Origin of the sequence: Kitasatospora sp. NPDC059812 (assembly GCF_042732075.1) — a bacterium.
In the GTDB taxonomy this organism is placed as follows: Bacteria; Actinomycetota; Actinomycetes; order Streptomycetales; family Streptomycetaceae; genus Kitasatospora.
In genome coordinates, this window is sequence record NZ_JBHWIO010000017.1 from 92899 (window position 1) to 112174 (window position 19276).

General features: G+C 71.0%; 17 protein-coding genes and 1 pseudogene. 13 read left to right on the forward strand and 5 right to left on the reverse strand.

Annotated features, from left to right (window positions below):
- The first annotated feature begins 11 nt into the window (after window positions 1-11).
- From ACFV6D_RS12100 to ACFV6D_RS12145, 10 genes are all read left to right on the forward strand, one after another.
- Window positions 12-1109 (forward strand): 3-oxoacyl-ACP synthase III family protein, encoded by a 1098-nt coding sequence (locus tag ACFV6D_RS12100; protein ID WP_380559456.1) that lies wholly within the window; start codon window positions 12-14, stop codon window positions 1107-1109.
- A gap of 28 nt (window positions 1110-1137) precedes the next feature.
- Entirely contained in the window at window positions 1138-1977 is an 840-nt protein-coding gene (locus ACFV6D_RS12105) for an SDR family NAD(P)-dependent oxidoreductase (RefSeq protein WP_380559458.1), read from the forward strand.
- Entirely contained in the window at window positions 1974-3092 is a 1119-nt protein-coding gene (locus ACFV6D_RS12110; protein ID WP_380559460.1) for a beta-ketoacyl-ACP synthase 3, read from the forward strand. The genes ACFV6D_RS12105 and ACFV6D_RS12110 overlap by 4 nt, the downstream gene beginning before the upstream one ends.
- Entirely contained in the window at window positions 3089-3418 is a 330-nt protein-coding gene (locus ACFV6D_RS12115) for an acyl carrier protein (protein WP_380559462.1), read from the forward strand. Before ACFV6D_RS12110 ends, ACFV6D_RS12115 begins: the two co-directional genes overlap by 4 nt.
- Entirely contained in the window at window positions 3415-4659 is a 1245-nt protein-coding gene (locus tag ACFV6D_RS12120; protein ID WP_380559464.1) for a beta-ketoacyl-[acyl-carrier-protein] synthase family protein, read from the forward strand. The genes ACFV6D_RS12115 and ACFV6D_RS12120 overlap by 4 nt, the downstream gene beginning before the upstream one ends.
- 81 nt (window positions 4660-4740) lie before the next feature.
- Window positions 4741-5094 (forward strand): antibiotic biosynthesis monooxygenase family protein, encoded by a 354-nt coding sequence (locus ACFV6D_RS12125; RefSeq protein WP_380494632.1) that lies wholly within the window; start codon window positions 4741-4743, stop codon window positions 5092-5094.
- A gap of 128 nt (window positions 5095-5222) precedes the next feature.
- Complete coding sequence (locus tag ACFV6D_RS12130) at window positions 5223-6041, forward strand: maleylpyruvate isomerase family mycothiol-dependent enzyme (protein WP_380559466.1); 819 nt, start codon at window positions 5223-5225, stop codon at window positions 6039-6041.
- Window positions 6042-6171: 130 nt separating this feature from the next.
- Window positions 6172-6738 (forward strand): Uma2 family endonuclease, encoded by a 567-nt coding sequence (locus tag ACFV6D_RS12135; protein ID WP_063352015.1) that lies wholly within the window; start codon window positions 6172-6174, stop codon window positions 6736-6738.
- Between the two features lie 219 nt (window positions 6739-6957).
- Window positions 6958-7281, forward strand: coding sequence for a hypothetical protein (locus tag ACFV6D_RS12140; RefSeq protein WP_380559468.1), 324 nt, complete (start codon window positions 6958-6960; stop codon window positions 7279-7281).
- Window positions 7282-7482: 201 nt separating this feature from the next.
- Complete coding sequence (locus tag ACFV6D_RS12145) at window positions 7483-8589, forward strand: hypothetical protein (RefSeq protein ID WP_380559470.1); 1107 nt, start codon at window positions 7483-7485, stop codon at window positions 8587-8589.
- A gap of 135 nt (window positions 8590-8724) precedes the next feature.
- Here the strand turns inward: ACFV6D_RS12145 and ACFV6D_RS12150 are convergent, their stop codons facing one another.
- The 3 genes from ACFV6D_RS12150 to ACFV6D_RS12160 form a co-directional block, all read right to left on the reverse strand.
- Window positions 8725-13023: a trypsin-like peptidase domain-containing protein gene (locus ACFV6D_RS12150; protein WP_380559472.1), complete on the reverse strand. Its 4299-nt coding sequence runs from the start codon at window positions 13021-13023 to the stop codon at window positions 8725-8727.
- A 5-nt stretch (window positions 13024-13028) separates the two neighbouring features.
- Window positions 13029-13400, reverse strand: coding sequence for a CU044_2847 family protein (locus ACFV6D_RS12155; protein ID WP_380494625.1), 372 nt, complete (start codon window positions 13398-13400; stop codon window positions 13029-13031).
- A gap of 262 nt (window positions 13401-13662) precedes the next feature.
- Window positions 13663-14157 (reverse strand): hypothetical protein, encoded by a 495-nt coding sequence (locus ACFV6D_RS12160; protein WP_380494623.1) that lies wholly within the window; start codon window positions 14155-14157, stop codon window positions 13663-13665.
- A 469-nt stretch (window positions 14158-14626) separates the two neighbouring features.
- Between ACFV6D_RS12160 and ACFV6D_RS12165 the strand changes: the two genes are divergently transcribed.
- The 3 genes from ACFV6D_RS12165 to ACFV6D_RS12175 are packed head-to-tail and all read left to right on the forward strand — an operon-like array spanning window position 14627 to window position 18021.
- Window positions 14627-15832, forward strand: coding sequence for a phosphatidylserine decarboxylase (locus ACFV6D_RS12165; RefSeq protein ID WP_380559474.1), 1206 nt, complete (start codon window positions 14627-14629; stop codon window positions 15830-15832).
- Between the two features lie 27 nt (window positions 15833-15859).
- Window positions 15860-17272, forward strand: coding sequence for a hypothetical protein (locus ACFV6D_RS12170; RefSeq protein WP_380559476.1), 1413 nt, complete (start codon window positions 15860-15862; stop codon window positions 17270-17272).
- Window positions 17269-18021, forward strand: a complete 753-nt coding sequence (locus tag ACFV6D_RS12175) for a pyridoxamine 5'-phosphate oxidase family protein (RefSeq protein ID WP_380559478.1) — start codon at window positions 17269-17271, stop codon at window positions 18019-18021. Before ACFV6D_RS12170 ends, ACFV6D_RS12175 begins: the two co-directional genes overlap by 4 nt.
- 219 nt (window positions 18022-18240) lie before the next feature.
- Here ACFV6D_RS12175 and ACFV6D_RS12180 read toward each other — a convergent pair.
- Window positions 18241-18567: pseudogene (locus ACFV6D_RS12180) on the reverse strand (phospholipase domain-containing protein); the annotation flags it as partial.
- A gap of 88 nt (window positions 18568-18655) precedes the next feature.
- Entirely contained in the window at window positions 18656-19174 is a 519-nt protein-coding gene (locus ACFV6D_RS12185) for a tyrosine-type recombinase/integrase (protein ID WP_380559480.1), read from the reverse strand.
- Between the last annotated feature and the right edge of the window lie 102 nt (window positions 19175-19276).

A 19276-nucleotide genomic window follows, 5' to 3' on the forward strand; every position in this document is an offset into this window, starting at 1 on the left:
GGAAGCCCCCCATGACCGGCGTCCTGGGCATGGGCACGTACCTGCCCGCCGAGGTCCGCGGCAATGACGAGGTCGGCCCTCCCGCCGGTGTCTCGGCCACCTGGATCACCGAGCGCACCGGCGTGCTCGAACGGCATCGGGCCGCACCCGACGAGGCCGCCTCGGACCTGGCAGCGGCCGCCGTACTGGCCGCCTGCGAGGCCGCCGGCATCCCGCCGGACCGGCTCGACCTCGTCGTCGCGGCGACCTCCACGCCCGACGAACTCGGGCCGGCCACCGCCTGCCGCGTCCAGGCCCTCGCCGGCGCCGCCAACGCCGTCGCACTCGACGTCAGCGCGGCGTGCTCCGGCTGGCTGTTCGCGGTCAAGGTCGCGCACGCCTGGCTGGCCACGACCCCCGGCGCCCGGTACGCGGCGGTCGTCGGCGTCGAGGCCTACTCGAAGTTCGTCGACCCCGCCCACCGAGCCACCGCCGTCCTCTTCGCCGACGGCGCCGCCGCAGCCGTCCTGGGCCCCGTCCACGACGACGCCGGCTTCCACGGCTTCCGCCTCGGCTCGGACGGCCGCGGCGCGCACCACGTGCTGATCCCCGCCGGCGGCAGCCGGATACCCGCCGGCCCCGAGAGCCTGGCCGCCGGGCTGCACCACATCCACATGGACGGCCGGGTCGTGCGCGACTTCATCACCGAGATCTTCCCCCGCCTCGTCGACCAGGCCCTCACCGACCACGGCCTCGACCTCAAGGACATCGACGCCTTCATCACCCACCAGCCCAACCCGGTGCTCCTGCGCGCCGTCGCGGACCGGATCGGCATCCCGGCCGAACGCCTGCACATCACCGGGGACCTGACGGGCAACATCGGCGCGGCCTCCGCCCCCTTCGCGCTGGCCGACGCCGCCGCCCGCGGCCTGCTGGCCGACCGGGCCCGCGTGCTCGTCTGCGTCTTCGGCGCCGGCCTGACCTGGGGCAGCGCCCTGCTCACCTGGACGGGCGCCCGCTCCCTGCGCGCGCCTGTTCGGTCCAGCAGCGCCCAGGACACCCCCGTCCTGAACTCCCCCGCCCGGGACACCGCCGTCCAGGACGGCACCGCCCGGAACACCACCGACTGACGCCCCGCCGGAACCGGAGGAACCCCTCATGACCATCCTCAACCGCTTCCGCCTCGACGGCCGCCGCGCACTGGTGACCGGCTCCTCGCGCGGCATCGGCCAGGCCGTCGCCGTCGCGCTCGCCCAGGCCGGGGCCCGGCTCGCCCTCTCCGCCCGTACCGGGCCCGCGCTGAAGCACACCGCCGACCAGGTGGCCCGCTACGGGGGCACCCCCGTCCTGGTGCCCGGAGACCTCGCCGACACCGGGCAGGCCGCCATCGTCGACCAGGCCGCCCACGCCCTGGGCGGTCTCGACATCGTCGTCCACAACGCCGGCATCCTGCCCACCAACCCCGACGGCAGCACCCTCCTCGCACCGCTGCAGCACCTCCCGCAGCACGTCTGGGACGAGGTGGTCGCGGTCAACCTCAACGCCACCGCCGCGATCTGCCGGCACGCCCACCCGTACCTGGCGCAGTCGGACGGTGCCAGCCTGGTGCTGATGTCCTCGGTCGCGGGTCTGGTCGGCACGCCCATGATGGAGGTCTACGCCGCGACCAAGGCCGCCCAGGTCTCCCTCGCCCGCAGCCTCGCGGCCGGCTGGGCCCGCAGCGGGATCCGGGTCAACGCGCTGTGCCCCGGCTGGGTGCGCACCGACATGACGGCCGCCGTCCACACCAACGCCGCGCTCACCGACTGGCTGCTGGCCCACGTGCCCATGGGGCGCTGGGCCGAACTGGAGGAGGTCGCCGCGGCGGCGCTGTTCCTGGCCTCGCCCGCCTCCGCCTTCCTCACCGGGCAGGCGATCGCCCTGGACGGCGGCCTCTCGGTCCCCGACGGCGGTCTGGCGGGCACGCCCAAGCCGCCCTCCCCGTTCGCCGCGGCATGACCTCGCCACCCTCCGCCCCCTTCCCCGGCCGCCGTGCCACGGCGGTGATCGCCGGTCTCGGCTCCAGCCTCCCGCCCCGGGAGGTGACCAACACCCAGGTCATCGCCCGGGGCGGCCTGGACACCACCGACGAGTGGATCACCGGCCGGACGGGCATCCACCGCCGGCGGCTGGCCGGACCCGGCGTCAGCACCGGGGACCTGGCCACGGCCGCCGCGCGCGCCGCGATCGACTCCACCGGTTCCCCGGGCCTGCGCCCGGACCTGCTCCTGCTGGCCACCACCACGCCGGACCGCCCCTGCCCGGCCACCGCACCGGAGGTCGCCCACCGCCTCGGCCTCGGACCGGTCCCCGCGTTCGACCTCGCAGCCGTCTGCTCGGGCTTCCTCTACGGCCTGGCCACGGCCTCCGCCCTGCTCCGCAGCGGCGCCTGCCGCACCCCCCTGGTAGTCGCGGCCGAGAAGTACTCGGCCATCGTCGACCCCTTCGACCGCGACACCGCACCGCTCTTCGGCGACGCCGCCGCCGCGGTGGTACTCCGCCCCGGGGACACCACCGAACCCGGGGCCCTGCTGGAGACCGACTGGGGCAGCGACGGCGGCGAGAGCGACCTGATCACCGTGGCCGCAGGCGGCTCTCGACTCCCCGCCACCGAAGCCCCCGGGCGCGGCGACCGCTACTTCCGGATGCGCGGGCGCCAGGTCTACGCCCACGCCGTACGCCGCATGGCCGCCTCCGCCGGGGCCGCCCTGGCCGCGACCGGCTGGCAGGCCCGCGAGGTCCAGGCCTTCATCGGGCACCAGGCCAACCAGCGGATCCTGGACGCCGTCGCCGACCGCCTCGGCATCCCGCCGCGGCACCGCTTCGGCAACATCCGCGACGTCGGCAACACGGCGGGCGCCTCCGTACCGCTCGCCCTCGCCGATGCCGCCGCCCGAGGGGCCTGCCGCCCGGGCGCTCCGACCCTGCTCACCGCCTTCGGCGGCGGTCTCACCTGGGCCTCCGCCACCCTGCTGTGGCCGGACGCACCCGTACGGACGGCCGCCCCGGAACCCCGGCCCCCGCGCCACGACCATGACCACGACCACGACCACGAGGAGGTCAGCCCACCGTGAACCCCGTCCGCGAGCACCTGGTCACCCTGCTCACCGAGAAGTTCGACACTCCCTCCGACACGATCGGCGACGACGCCGCCCTCGACGAGCTCGACCTCGACTCCCTCGCCCGGATCGAACTCGTCGTCACCCTCCAGGAACACTGGGGCGTCGCCCTGGACGACGACCTCGACTCCGCCGCCGACGTGACGGTGGGCCAACTCGTCGACCGCATCCACGCCCTGCTCGCGCAGCCCGTCCGGCCCGTCGCGTCCGTCGAGCCCGTCGCGTCCGTCCAACCTGACCCGTCCGTCGACCCCGAGCAGCCGCCCGGCCCAGCCGCATGAGTGCGGCCCGCCCACCGCTCGCCGTCACCGGGATCGGCCTGGTCACCCCGGCCGGTCACGGGGCGGAGCCGACCTGGCGAGGCGTCCTCGACGCCCGCAGCACGGCCGCACCCGACCCGGCGCTCGCCGGGCTCCCCGTCGCCCTCTCCTGCCGGGTCCCCGGCGACTCAGCCGCGCTGGTCGGCGGCCGCCAGCCCTGGCGGCTGGACCGCGCCACCCGCTTCGCCATCGCCGCCGCGCGGGAGGCCGTCGCCGACGCGGGCCTCGAACCCGCGCGCTGGGACGGCGCCCGGGTCGCCCTGGTCCTGGGCTCCGCCGCCGGAGGAGTGGGCAGCTACGAACACGCGGCGGAACGGCTCCGCACCCTGGGCCCCTCCGCCGTGTCCGCACTGGCGCTCCCCGCCTTCCTGCCGAACATGGCAGCAGCTCAACTCGCTATCGAGCTCGGCGCGACGGGCCCGGTGCTGCACACCGCCACCGCCTGCGCCTCCGGGGCCGCCGCCATCCACACCGCGGCTCTGCTGCTCCACACCGGAGCCTGCGACATCGCCCTGGCCGGCGGCACCGACGCCATGATCACTCCGGTCTGCGTCGCCGGATTCGCCCGGATGAAGGCGCTCTCCCGCAACACGGACCCCGCCCGCGCCTCCCGCCCGTTCGACGCGGACCGCGACGGCTTCGTCATCGGCGAGGGAGCGGGCTTCCTCGTCCTGGAACGCCGGTCGGACGCGGCGTCGCGGCAGGCCACGCCCAGAGCCCTGCTGGTCGGCACCGGAACCGCCACCGACGCCCACCACCCCGTCGCACCGCACCCGGAAGCCCGCGGGCTCGAAGCGGCCGCCCGGCTGGCCCTCGCCGAGGCCGGCGCCGGCCCCGACGACGTCGACCACGTCAACGCCCACGGCACGAGCACTCCGCTCAACGACTCCGCGGAAGCCCGCCTGGTCGGCCGGCTCTTCGCCCGGCGCCCCCCGTCCGTCACCTCCGCCAAGGGCGCGCTCGGCCACACGATGGGCGCCGCCGGTGCCATCGAAGCCGCCCTGACGGTGCTCACCGTGCAGCACCAACTCGTCCCCGCCACCGCGGGGTTCGCCGTCCCCGACCGGGATACCTGCGCGATCGACCTGGTCCACGGCGGCCCCCGCCGCCAGCGCCTCCACCTCGCACTGAGCACGTCGGCCGGATTCGGCGGCCACAACACCGCCCTCGCCTTCGCCCCCGCCGCCACCTCCGGGAGCTGACAGCGGGGCGAGGACGCAAGGCGCATCAGCTGTTCAGGAAAGAACTGGATCATTCGGCGCGTCCCGCCTTACGGTGGCGCCATGAGCGATCACCCCGAAGCGCCTGTCGCGCCCGTTGAGGCCTATGAACCCCCCTACTACCTGGCCGTCTTCACGACAGTGCGGACCCAGGACCAGAGCGGTTACAGCGAGACCAGCGCACGCATGGAAGACCTGGTGAAGGACGTCCCCGGATACCTGGGGATGGACCACGCCCAGACTCCCGGCGGCCTGGGCATCACTGTCGGATACTTCCGCGACGCCGACGCCCTCACGGAGTGGCGGAGCAACGTCGAGCACCGCGCGGCGCAGAAGCGCGGGCAGGCCGAGTGGTACCAGAACTACACGCTGCACGTGGCGAAGGTGGAGCGCAGCCACGGTTTCAGCCGAGCGTAGGGGCCTGCGGGGCCCGATAGCGGGCCGACCGGCTCTCGTCGTCCAGGCGGGCCGCGATGGTCAGGGGCCGGACCGGACCGTGTCGCGGGTCTGGACAGCGGTGCCGGGGTCGGTCAGTCTTCACCACCATGACCCTCCCGCTCCCCGAGCACGTCCCCGGTGCCGCGCGCACCGCGCTTTTCGAGGCCGTCACCGCCGTCGGCGACGAGGCCGTCGCCCTGCTCGCCGGCGGCCGCGGCGACACCCCGATACCCGGCGCCGAGTGGACGGTCGGCGAGGCCGCCGCCCACCTGGCGATGGCCAACGAGCTGATGGCCGCACTGGCCGCCGGCGAGGAACGGCCGTACGGGGACGGCAGTCCGGGGTCGCTGGCCGCCGCGAACGCGGCCTCGCTGGCCAGGCGGCCGGAGCGGGACCTGACCGTGCTCGCCGGGGAGATCGCCCGGCAGGCACGGGAGTTCACGGCGGCGGCCGGCGCGCGCGGCGGCACCGAGCCGGTGCTGACCCCGCTCGGCCCGATGGACCTGGACACCCTCGGCGCCTACCTGCTGACCCACATGCTGGGCCACCTCTACGACATCGCCGTCGCGCTCGGGCGGCCGCACCCGCTCGACCGGCACCGCGTCGGGCTGACGATGCCCTTCCTGCAGATGGCGATGCCACGGGTGCTGGACGCGCGCGCCGCGGCCGGCCACAGCGCCTGCTACCGGCTGCGGGTGCGCGGCCTGGGCGGGTTCGCGGTGACCTTCACGGACGGTGCCGCCGTGGTGAGCCAGGAGCCGCCGCGCCGCCCGGACTGCACGATCCTCACCGGCCCGGTGGCGTTCTTCCTCATCGCGCTGGGCCGCTACACCGCCACCGGCGCCCTCGCCCGGGGCAAGGTGCTCGCCTGGGGCCGCCGGCCGTGGCTGGCCCCGGGCTTCCCCCGGCTGTTCGCGGCCCCCTGAACACGGCCGCCGGCCGCCGCCGGTGTCACGCCGGCGCATCGTGACGTCATGTCGTGGCGCCCAGGGGCGGACACGTCAGACTGTCACTGGTCCGTTCTGCGGGTTGAGATCCCGGACAGGAGAGCAGCACGTGAGTACAGCGCACGCCGGCCCAGGTGACTACAGCCAGGTGCCGAATCCGGAGCAGGCCCTGAAGTATGCAATTCGGCATATTGCGGGTGACCGTGTCGAGATCGTAGAGGGAGTCATCACCCCGGTGTCACCGTCCTGGGCCCACGAGAGTGCTGTCGACCTGATCCGTGAGCAGATCGGCCCTCGCATGCGCGAGCTCGACCTCCGTGCCGGCTCCGGGAACCTCGACCTGCCCGGCACGGAGAACTTCTACGTGCCGGATCTGGCCGTCGTGCCCGCCGAGCTGGCGAAGACGGAGGGAGCGCTCCTCCCGGACCAGACCGTGCTCGTCGTCGAAGTGACATCACCGTCGAACGGTGAAACCGACAGGACCGCCAAGCGCCGGCGCTACTCGCAGTTCGGCGCGCCCGTGTACCTCCTGGTCGACCGGCAGGAACGCACCTGCACGCTGCTCTCCCAGCCGGGCCGGCTCGGCTACACCCGGGTGGAAGGACCGCACCCCTTCGGCACCCCCCTGCAGCTACCGCCTCCGCTGAGCCTCGAACTCGACACGGCGGGTTTCTGAGTCGGGGAGTTAGGGGTTGGGGAGTCGGCCGGGCGGTGGGTCGGCTTCGTAGCCTGATCGGGGTCCGGTGAGCCGACTGCCCTGCGGTGACGGCCCGTCAACCCTGGGTGAATTGGGTGAAATATTATCGAGTTTTACGATTTAACCGCCCTGCCGTGCGGTGGTGGCATGCGTGGATTCCGCAGCATGAAGCGAAGTCACCAACCAAGAGGTGGAGAGATGATCAAGAAATTCGCTGTCGTTGCAGCTGCTGCCAGTGCTCTCGTTCTTGCGGACGCGAGCTGGGCCGTCGCCGGCTCCGGCGGCCATGGCGGCACGGACAGGCGTGGCGGAGACGTCGGCATCGCATGCGTGGTCGGCCAGGACGCGGGCTTCTCGAACAACTGCGGCAACACGTACATCTACAAGCCCAACCTTCTGGGCGACCTGCTCAACCTGCTCTCGCCGCCTCCCACCACCGGCGGCGGTGGCAACAACGGGGGCGGCAACAACGGTGGTGGTACCGGCAACAACGGCGGCGGTAGCAGCGGCGGCAACAGCTGATCCGTTCGACACCGGCGTGTTCTCCTCCTTGACCACGCCGGCGGGGCCGGGGACGCACCGGGCACAGCACGGGTGCGCACCCCGGCCGTTGCGTGCCCTTTGGAGCACAGATCGGTGCCCGATCGTCCGTTGTGCTGCGCGGCGACAGTCCGGCCGGATATGCCGGAGGGAACACCTGTCGCGCCTCCGGAGGGGTTCCCCATGCACGCGAAAGACCCCGGCAAGCCGTCGGAGCCGCAGCGGCGCCGCGACCTGCCGCGCAAGGCCGATCCGGCGGCCGACGGACTGGGGTTGAGCCTCGGGGGCGTGTCTGCGCAGACTGTCCTCGCCTTGCAGCGCGGCATCGGCAACGCCGCGGTCTCGCGGGTGATCGAGCGGTCCAGGCACCAGCACGGTGCGGGGTGCGGTCACCCGCAGGCCGTCGTCGGGGCGGGCGCACCGGTACAGCGGTCCCCCGTCCAGAGGAGGACGGGGGACGCGCCGGCCGCCCGTCCCGGTGAGCCGGTCGTCCAGCGCGCCATCACCTACGCCAAGGCCGACTGGTCACGGCAGCACCTCTCGCCGGACCGTTTCGCGGAACTGCTCCAACAGGCGTCCGGCGAGCAGGAAGGTGACGGATTCAGCGTCCCCTACCGGGAGTTGTTCAAGGCCTTGGAGGAGTCCGCGATCACCATCGAGATCGACGAGCAGACGGACATCAGGGGTGCGCGCGCGTTGTTCGCGCTCAGCAACGAAGGAGAGGGCGGCGCGCTGCGGATCACCCCGCCCAAGGACCAGGCCTCACCGCTCGAACTGCGGGAATTCGCCGCGACCGTGACCCATGAGATGCAGCACGCGCTCGACTCGGTCACCGGTCGTTTCAAGTCCCAGGAGAAGCCGCAGACGATGGCGCAGCGGAAGATCTCCACCGAGTTGCGCGCGTTCGGCGAAGAGGCGGCCGCGGCGCTCAAACTCGCCATGGGTGACAGCTACAGCAAGAGCCAGGGGAAACTCTCCGCGATCCTGAAGACGATCCCCCCGGACCGGCTCACGCCCGAGCGCAGCCGACTCGCCGGCGAGTTCCACACGATGGACAGCTACCGGGCCGCCGGCCGGGATCCCCTCGACGCCTTCGGGGCGGCGATCCCGATCCCCAACAGCGTGCTCCTGGAACGCGTGGCGGGCTACCTGTCCTTCTACAAGCTGGTCGCCGACACCCCGACCAGTGCGGAGGCACTCCAGTGGCTGCGCGCCACGCCGGCGGTGGTGGAGAAGGGGCTGGTGGAGGGGACCGTCCTGTTCCACAACCACCGCCCGCAGCCGGAGTGAGGGCGCGGGCGGTCGGGAGGGCGCGGGTGGTCGGGAGGGCGACAAGCGCGAGATCACGTCCAGCCGTTGCGGGTGGAAGCCCGGATCTGCGCGTTCACCGCGCAGTCGGCGTCGATTCCGGGGCCGTCCGCAGCTTCAGGGCTTGGGGGGAAGGCAGAGGGGGCGGTCGGGTACCCGGACCGGCAGGGTGCGTCGTTCATCGGTGGTGAAGGAGCGGTAGTTGATGATGCGGCACAGGCTCCGCTGCCAAGCGTCGGGGTCGAGGACGATCCGGTGGACGTAGTCGTTCTCGGTGCGGATGAGGAAGGTCTTTCCGTCGGTGGTGGCGTCCAGGAAGGTGAGCGGCTCCTGGAGACTGTTGTCGGTCACGTTGCGGAAGTCGTAGGAGTCGACGGAAGGTTGGCCGCCGACCTGGTAGATCCGGATGGAGTTGTTGGCCGCGATCATGAAATGGCCTTGGGCGTCGACGAATCGGGTGATGGCCGCGTTCTGGCCCGGTGTGCTGGTGGTGGGGAGGGGGCCGATCTCCCTCTGCAGGGGGTCGAGCCGCCACAGTTCGATGACGCTGTTGCGGCGGAGAACGGCCAGGTAGCGGCCGCTCTCGTCGAACCGGGCCGCGATCAGGTCGGTGATGCCCGGGTTCAGCGACGTGACGGTGTGGCCGGTGCCGATGTCGACGACACGGATCATGGGGTCGTCGTGGACGACCACGGTCACCTTTCCCTCCTGCCAGTACGGGCCGACGTACATCTGCGGCGTGCCGGGCTTGTCGGCCCGGGGATGGAACGCGGCCGCGTCGAACTGCGCCGACCGGAGGCCGGTTCTGGCCTCCCACTGCTGGATCCGGGTGCCGGAGACCGTCACCAGGCGGTCGGCCCCGTCGAAGAAGTAGCTGAAGTCCTCGGCTGCCGAGTCGCCCTGGGGCGGTGGTGCCACTGTGATGCGGGCGACCGCTCGCAGAGTGGAGGCATCACGGACGGAGACGGTGTTCGGGCCGTCCCGGAGCGCGATGAGCGTGTCGTCCCGGTTGGACATGAGGCGGTCGCCTTTGCCCTTCCAGGCGGGCTGTGGCAGGGCTGTTCTGGTCAGGAGCCTTCCGGGGTCGAGCCCGGGCTCGCGGAGTTCGAGGTCGGTGCCGCCCGTCAGGCGGGTGGTGAGCTTTCTGCCGTCCCGACTGAGGTGGACGGTGTCGGCCGCGGCCGTGTCCTCCTCGCCCGCGGGGATCTCGGTGTAGGAGATGGAGCTCCGTCCCTGACCGGCGAGATACTCCTTCCCGCCGGTGGAGAGGAGAACGGATGCGTGCTCGTACAGGCGGCCCGGTTCGTCCACCAACGCGACGGCTTTTCCCCGGTCGAGGTCCAGGAGCGTCAGTTTGGCGGCTTCGTTGATCACGATCCGGTGGCCGTCGGCGTTCGCCGCGATCAGTTCGGTCGCCGGGGCGATCGTCTCCGTGGTTTCGTACGGTTTCCCCACCACGGATCCGTCGGACACCCGGATCAGTCGTACGGTGCTCTTCGTGCCACTGCCCTGTCCGGATTCGTGGGTCTGGACGACGGCGACGGTGGTCCGGTCCCCGGAGGGCAGGATCCCTTGGTGATCAGCAGGCACCACCACGTTCCGCGCGGCGCCGCCGGCCATGTCCACGGAGGCCAGTCCGGTACTGCCGTTGCTGGTCCTCACGAGCAGGGAATGCCCGTCGGAGCCGAACCACAGCCCGCTTCCCATGTTCTGAGGTGCGGGAACGCGGCCGGCGATCGTCCCCGCGTCCAGATCCCACCAGACCAGGCTGTCGCGGGTCGGAACCGCGATGTAGCGCCCGTCGGGTGACATCGCGGTCGCGTCGGCAGGAGCCGAGGAGATCTGCAGCACCCCGTCCACCCGGGGAAGTTGGTGCACCTGGCCGATGGGCGCGGTGCTCTCCTTGTCGACGTCGAACCAGCCTCCCGTCCCGTCGTCGGCCACGAATCCGGCTCGGCGTCCGTCCGGGGAGACCATCAGGTAGAAGGCGTACTGGGCCGGGACCGGCCGGCTGTGGACGGTGCCGTCCCGGCCGCGGACGAACAGGACGACGTGGGCCATGGCGTCGCGGGAGAGGACGACGTCACCGTCTCGGCTGGTGCTGAACGTCCCGCCGGTTCCGGACAGGCCCGAGAACAGGGAGTCCGCGCCGGCCCGGAGGAGGTACTGCCGCATCAGCTGGTTCCGGGCCTCCGGCGTGGGCTTCGTCCGGTACGCGGCGAGGGCCATCATCACGGCCCGGACCGGGTCGTAGGCCATGTCGTCCTGGGAGGCCTGGACGAGGGCGCGGGAGTCGGAGTCGGACTGGCGCTCCGCGGCATCGCGGCGGGCCGTGGCGAACAGTACGCCCAGGGCGAGGGAGACGGTGATCACCCCGACGAGGGCGGTCCGGAAGGTGCGGCGCCGGCGGCCGCGGGCCCGGTGGTGCCGCCTGGCGAGTTCGAGGTAGCTGCGTTCGGCCTCGGACAGCTCGGCGCCGCGCTCGCGCTGCCAGGTGCGGGCGGTGGCGAGGGTGGGCCCGGTGGGGAGCAGGTCGGCGGGTTGGCCGGCGTGGTCCCAGCGCCGGCGGTCGTGCCGGACGGATTCGCGCCACTCCAGGAATGCGCGGTCCTCGCCGACCCAGTCGCGCAGCCGGGACCAGGCGGTGATCAGGGCCTCGTGGGCCAGTTCGACGGTCTCGACGCCCTCGGCACTGTGATCGATGACCAGGAGCCGGGTGCCGGCCAGACGTTGGGCGATGTGCCAGTCGTCCTCGGCGAGCTCCTGGCGGGGAACGGTCCGGCGGGTGGCACCGGGTGCGCCGAGGGGGACGCGGACGAGGCGGGTGAAGAGTCTGCGGGCGGCCGGCTCCTCCCCGGCGGAGACATGTCTGTCCCAGGCCTGCTCGGCGTACTCTCCGAGAGCTCCGCTGACGTGACCGATCTCCTCGTACGCACGGTGGCTGAGAACCCCGGCCGCCTGACGCTTCCACAGCAGGTCGAGGGTGAAGCCGAGGAGCGGCAGGGCACCCGCCTCACCGCCCGCATCGGTCAGGATGCGGTCCACCAGGTGGGCCTCGTAGCGAACCGACGGAATCGCCGCCACCGGTGCGGTGACGACCTCCCGGAGCTGGTCACCGGTCATCGGCCCCAGAGCGTAGACCTGCCGGCTGCAGGCCCGGCCAAGACTCGGATGGGCCAGCGCGGCCTCCAGGTAGTCGGCCCGGAGCGTGGTGAGCACGTGCACGGTCCCAGGGAGCGACGGGCCGAACAGCACGGCCGCCAACTCATCGACGGCCGCCGGGTCGGCTCCGGTGAGCATCTCCTCGAACTGGTCGACCACGACGATCAGTTGATCGGTGCCGAGGCGGGCCAGCAGGAGAGCCGCGAGATCTCCGAGCCCCTGGGCGCGCAGCAGGCCGACCAGCGCCGGAAGGCGTTCGAGGCGTTCGAGTTCGGTCAGATCCGGTTCCAGCAGCGGAGACAGCGCGGCGGCGAGCGCGGACAGCGGGGTGGTGCCGGCGTTGGGCCGGATCACCACGGCGGTCATGCCCTGGGCGTGCAGGCGGGGTATGACGCCGGCCATCGCGAGGGAGGACTTGCCCGAACCGGAGGGGCCGACGAGGGTGGTCCACCGTTCCCGGGCGACCAGGGCGGTGACCTCCGCCGTCTCCGCCCGACGGCCGTGGAAGACCGGGGCGTCGGATTCCTGAAGCGGGCGCAGACTGCGAAACGGTGACGGCGGCAGCGCCAGTTCGCGAAGCTCCGGCCATACGGAGGCGAGGCCCTCGGCGGGGATCAGGTAACCGGATGGAGGGTCGCCGGTCTCTGCGACCGCCATCATGCCGACGACACCGTCGAGTTGCTCGTCCCACACCGGGCCGCCGCTGAACCCCGGGGAGACCCGGTAGCCGTTGGCGGCCAGGTCGGCCTGGATCCACCCGTTGGCCTGCCGGGCCCTCAGTACCCCGGAGTGCCAGACACCGCCCGGGCGGCCGCTCGGCAGGCCGTACGCCCGCACCGTGTGTCCCCAGACGTCGGAGGACTCCACCATGCGGATCGGCCGGGCGCCCGGAAGCGGAGCGGACAGGTGCAGCACGGCCACGTCCCCGGCGCCGTGCGGGTGGGCGGGCGCCCACCGTTCGACAGTCGTGGGAACGCGCGTACCGCCTGTGCCGCCTGTACCGCCTGTGCCGTCGGTTGCGGCGAGCGGGTCGGTGAGCAGCGGGAGGTCGACGTCGACGCGGGCGTCGGTGTCCGGCCTGGCTCCCGGAGGGAGGCCGAGCGCGGCGGACACCACGTGCGCACACGTCAGTATCCGATCGGCGGTCACCAGGAAGCCGAGGCCGACCGGGACGCCTCGACGGTCATGGATGCGGACGACGGCGGAGGCCAGCGCATCGGGCCCGGCCCCGTCGACGGCGTCGGCGCGGGACATGGACACTAGGCCGGGTCCGAAGCCGCCGGAGGCGCCGATGCCTCGGCGGGCTGCCGGTTCCAGGTGAGCGAGACCTTGAAGTTGGCCTCTGCGGCGGTGCTGGAGATCACCACGTCGGCCTCGGCCGACAAGGACAGGCCGAACTCGATGCTGATCTCGTCCGGGGCGTGCGCCAGGCCCCGGAACCCCTCGATGAAGTCCTGCGCGACCGGACGCACCCCGGCCAGCATGTCCCCGAGCGAGCGTGTCGCCCGAGCCACCACCTGTCCGGGCCGGGCGACCTGCACCAGGCCTTCCCCGACCTGCTCGATCTCCACCCGGACCACGTCCTCACCCTCGCTCACCGAGCCGATGGGCAGTTCCACGAAGTACGCCATGATCCCCCCGGATCTGGTCAAAGCCCCCGAACAGAGCACCACTTGTGAGGTGCCGCCTGCTCACCGTAAAGGCCTGCCGGCCTCCGCGTCCCGGAATCATGACTGCCGGTCAGCTCGGGCTTCCCGTCGCCGGCGGTCCGCGCGGTGGTCCCGCTGGTGAAGGGCGACGGCGGCTGAGCCGGTCCCGATCCCGACGGGAATCCGTGAACGGGCCCGGAGCGGCTCCATCGCCGTTCCGGGCCCGCTCGTTGGCGCGTAGGTGCTACATGTTCCACATGGCCGTCGTGGGGCGAGGCGTGGGGGGAACGGACGTGGGCGGGGCCCAGACGCCGTTCTCGAAGAAGTCCTTGATGGTGGCGTACCAGGGCTTGTAGGCGATCTTCTGATCCGCCAGCCAGGCGTCGTTGTAGTACTCGTTCGTGTAGCGGTCGCCCGGGTCGCACATCACGCTGGCGACGCTCCCGAGTTGGGTGCCCTCGTTCATGCCGAGCAGGATCCGGATCGCGGCGAACACGCCGGTTCCGGTCGAGGGCCCGGCGTGGATGCCCAACTCCGTCCGGTCGGAGAGGTGGCGCATGGTGGCGACCGACGCCGCGTCGGCGAGGCGGATCATGCGGTTGACCGTGGTCGGTACGAACGAGGCCTCGACCCTGGGCCGGCCGATGCCCTCGATGTGCGAGCCCTGGTCGGTCACCGTGGGGTCCTGCCAGTACCAGCCGTCGAAGTACGCGGAGTGCTCCGGGTCGGGCACGCACACCCGGAGCTTCTTGGCGGTGTACCGGGCGTACCGGTACCGGGCGGCCCTTCGCCAGCCGACCGCTGGCCAGGGTGTGGGTGAGCAACGCCGCCGCGAGCCGGTGCTTGTGGCTGCGGGCGATCTTTGATCGGGGATGCCGAGGAAGGTGCACAGGAAGTCGGCCCGGCCGACTTCGTGTGCACCTGGGGCACGCCTTTCGGATCACGGCGGGTGGTCGCCACCGGGGCGGTCGCAGGTGCCCGAGACCGCCCGGCGCGTCCACCGCCGGTATCGGCCTCTCGCGCCGAAGTGCCCCTGCGGGTCTGCCACTTCAGGACCCTCCGCAGCCGGGAGCGATACGGGGTGTACCGCCGGGCGGAGGTGGTTTTTAGACGAACGGAGTAGCCGCAGGTGCGGTTCTTCAGGGAGCGGGACGTACTGGTGAGAGGGCAGCGCCCAGGGGGTCTCGTCGAACGGAAGGACGTAGGACATGGAGTCGCAGAACATCAAGGAGTTCAAGAAGAAGGTCGAGGCGCTCTACGGCGACGAGGAAAGCGATTTCAGGCGCAAGTTCGATGCGGCGATCAGGGGTTTGACGCCGCCCACGGTGTACCCGGACTCGGACGTCTACAAGGACTGGCGAGGGACGACCGGAAAGACCCTGGCAGAATTCTTCGTCGAATGGTACGACTGGGGTTGGAAGCAGCCCATCTCCGACGGACTGAAATACATCCGCAAATTCAGCTGGATCAGCTACGAGAACGCCGCGGGACTCGCGTTCGTGACCAGCGAATCAGGGCGTGAGGTACTGGCGGACTTCACACAGCTGCAGGGCCGGCAGATGGACTCCGAGGATTCCGAGAAACTGGTTCAGCAGTGGATCGACGAACTCGGCGAGAAGCGGATGGAGGACTTCAAGAAGGGGGACTGGTCGACCCTCAACAAGTTCTTCATCAGGGAACTGAAGCCCGGCAAGCGGCCGATCGACCACCCCGACGACCCCAGCGTCGTGACCGCCCCGACCGACTGCGTCATCAACATGATCGTCGACAATCTGGCGCCCGACACGCCGCTCCCGATCAAGGCGGCCGTGACCATGAGTGTCAGCAGGCTGCTCGACGGCTCCGAGTACGCCGAGAAGTTCATCGGCGGCACGGCCGTGTCGTGCATCCTCATGCCTGACACCTACCACCGCTACCACGCCCCGGTCGGCGGCGAGGTCGTCGAGGCCCGCGACGACGTCGGCGGCGTCTACTACGGGATTCGGGACTTCCCCGACCTGCTCAACAAGGGGAACGTCGGCTACGGGTACGACTACAGCCTGTTCGAGGACTTCCGCCGCGGATACGCCATCATCAAGACGCCCTACGTGGACCACCTCGGGGAACCGGACGGCGAAGGCTATGTCGCCCTGGTGCCCGTCGGCCTCAACTCGATCGGCTCCGTGAGGTTCCTCGATCCGTTCCGCAACATCACGGCGAAGTCGGACCCGGTCGACGTGAAGAAGGGCGACGAGATCGGCTACTTCCAGTACGGCGGTTCACTGAACATCCTGCTGTTCGAGGAGAAGCGGTTCCCCGCACTCCAGCTCCTCATGGGCCAGCGGATCGGGGTCCTCCAAGAGGTCGCGCACACCGAGCGCCACTTCGAGCGCTACGTCCGCCCGCTGCCCGGGCGCGTCACGCCGACGTCCTGACCTCCCTCCCGAAACGGAAAGTGAACCATGCTTCGTCAGCCCGTTTACTCGATCCCGGCGAACGCCTTCGACACCCAGACGATCCACTTCTATCCCGACCCCGAGAAGAAGGGCGACGAAGGAGTCCCGAAGACGGTCCGCTCCTACGCCGGGTACGCGGACGTCGACGGCCCCGGCACCGAAAGCAGCCGCTTGTTCTACTGGTTCTTCGAGAGCCAGACCTGCGACCCCCACGTCGACGCCGACAAGCAGAAGGACCTGATCGAGAAGGCCCCTCTGCTGATCTGGCTCAACGGCGGTCCCGGCGCATCGTCGCTCCTGGGGCTGTTCCTGGAGAACGGGCCGCTGCGCATCGGTGACGATGCCGCCGGGACCATTTCGATCAGCCCCGACTCCTGGAACCAGGAAGCCCACGTCATCTACTGGGACCAGCCGGTCGGCGCGGGATACAGCTACTGCAAGAAGTCGAAAACGTACGTCCAGGACGAGGACGAACTCAGCGAGATGTTCCACCGGGCGCTGGTTCAGTTCCTCGAAACGTACCCGGAGTACCAGCAGTGCCCCCTCTACGTCTGCGGTGAGAGCTACGCGGGCAAGTACGTGCCGTACATCGCCCAGAAGATCCAGCAGAAGAACCTCGCGAAGACCGGAACGCGCGTCAATCTGAAGGGGATCTCCGTAGGCAACGGCTGGATCACCCCGGAACTCTCGATCCGCGTCATGATCGACTACGCCTACGCGTCCGGATTCCTCGGCAAGGGCCAGAAAGACATCCTGGCATCCTCGTACAAGCACTTCCAGGACGCCATCAGCAGCGGCAGGATGAAGGAGGCCACCGACCTCGGAAACGGCCTGGTCAACGCGATCCTGGCCTACGGAGGCGACTTCGACGTCTACGACGTACGGCGCTGGGAGGACCTGTCCGCGGGTGCACTGCGCTCCTACCTCAACAGCGCCGCCGTCAAGGAGGCCCTGCACGCCGACCACGAGTGGAAGTCCGAGGACAACTCCGGTCCGGTGGCCATCGCGCTGAAGGCCGACAACATGGCGGACGCCTCGCCGCTGTACACCGAACTCATCCACGCGAACGAGAACTACAAGGTCCTGCTCTACACCGGGGACTTCGACACCGCCTGCGGCTACCAGAGTACCGAGGAGATCCTCGACGAGATCATGAAGGACGGCTGGCAGAAGGCCCCGCGGCTGATCTGGAAGCAAGCGCAGGGCCACCCGAAGGGCTTCGTCCGCACCCTGAACAACGTCACCCAGGTCGCGGTGCCCGACTCCGGGCACGAAGTGCCGGCCTACCAGCCGCGGATCTGCCGGGAGATGCTCTACAACTGGCTGTTCGACCGCCCCTTCCACGGCCAGGACCCCGAGAGCGCAGCCCAGGCCATCCTGGCCAAGGCCCAGGAGGACGCCGAGAAGAAGAGCGGATGAGCGGTCACCTCAAGCGGACGAAGGAGACGGCCGACCTGGCGGCGGCCACAGCCGTCCTCAAACAGGCCTACGTCTGCACCCTCGCCCACGTCGACCCCGAAACGGGCGGGCCGAGGTGCGTGCCCATGGTCTACGCCTACCACGAGGAGGGGGACGAGCGGCGCCTCTACCTGCACGGCTCCGTCTACTGGCCGCCGCAGACCGGGCTGGCGCCCTCACTTCGGCAGCTGTGGAACGACGCCGGGGTCCACGTCTGCCTGGCCGTCACCGTGCTCGACGGCCTGCTCGTCGGGCGGGCGGCGATCAGCACCTCCCTCAACTACCGCTCCGTGGTGGTGGACGGCATCGCCCGGACGGTCGATCCGGCGGACCGGGCGAAGGCGTTCGAGGCGCTCAGCAACCAGGTCATCCCGGGCCGGTGGCCCGAGCTGCGCCCGATCAAGGACGGCAAGGGCGGCAAGGGCGGCAAGGTCAGCGAACTGGACTCGGACAAGCAGCACACCCCCACCGTCGGGGTCCTCTCCATCAGCCTGACGGACAAATCGACGGTGGTGCGCCTCAAGCGGCACCACGCCGCCGAGCCGGAGCACGAGACCCAGGAGGACTGGGACTGGGACCACGGCAATGCCTGGGGCGGTGTGCTCCCGATGCGCCAGGTCTACGGGCCGGCGATCCCCGACTCCCACGTCAAGGACAAGGACGCCGCCCCGCCGGACTCCGTCCAGCGGCTCATCGGCAGGACCACCTAGAGGTCGGCGGGCCCGGTCCTGGACGACCGGGGGGCGGTGATCCCCGACCGGACGGACACGGTGCACTGACCCCGTCGGCACGGCCGATCGGTCCCCTCTCCGGCTGTCCGGGAGGGGACCGATCCCCGAAGGTCGGTCCAGCTCGGCGCACCGGGACCAGAGGTTTCGCGGCGGGCCCATGGCGATGCTCTCCTTGCCGTCCTCCAGATGCCCGGCGAGGCGGCGACTGTAGGAGGGCACGCCGTCGACGGTGAGGGTGAGGTCGTACCAGCCGTGGGCGGCGTCGGTGTCGTGCTGGAGAGTGAGTGTCCTGCCCGCGTCCACGGTGTGGGTTTCCCCGCGGGTGGGGTCGAGTCGGTCGTCGATGTCGGCGGTCACGGGGGTGTCTGCGTGGTTGGTCAGGATGATGCCGAGGGTGTGCGTGGACTCGGCGATGGCCGTGGTGACGACGAGGGCGGCACCCGGCCCGTGGCGCGGTCCGGAGAACTCACGGCGGAAGCCGTTGGGCCCGGACCTTGAGGAAGACGAGCTCCCTGCCGCTGACACGAGGCTTGGGCGTCTCTGACCGGCGCTCCGGCCAGAGACGCCCCGCGCTCGGTTCCAAGCCGTAGTGCCGAAGTCGTTCGACGCGTGGCTACGCCGCCCGCTGGAAGACTTCGCCAGGCCCGGGGGCCGGACTCCGCCCGACGGCGGCCCGGTCGAGAGTTTGGGCCAACGCGAGCACGGCCTGGTCGGCGGAGTCCTTGAGGAGGTGGCCGTAGAGGTTGATCGTGGTCGCCAGGGTGGCGTGGCGCAGGGTCTTGGAGATGACGGCGATGGGGATGCCCTCGGCGATCATGATGCTGGCCGCGGTGTGGCGCAGGTCGTGCAGGCCGATCCGGGGCAGGCCGAGTTCGGCGGTGCGTTTGCGGAGCTGGTCGAGGACCCACTGGGGCCGCAGGGGCGGTCCATCCGAGTTGGCGAAGACCAGGCCCTCCAGCCGGCCCGCTGGATGGGCGGCCATCTGGATCGCGGCCTGGCGGTGGAGGGCGGTCATGACTCTGGGGGAGAGGCTGATCCAGGCGCGGCTGGCCTCGGTCTTGGGCTGGTTGAAGTGGAGGTCTCCGTTGTCCACGGCGGACAGGGTCCAGCGGACGAACAGCTTGCGGCCCATGAGGGAGATCGGCAGGTGAATCGCCGCTGCCCGAGCCAAGGGTTGTCCCGCAACGGCGGGACGCAAGTGAGATGACCTCTCATGCCATCAGTGTGCTCGCGA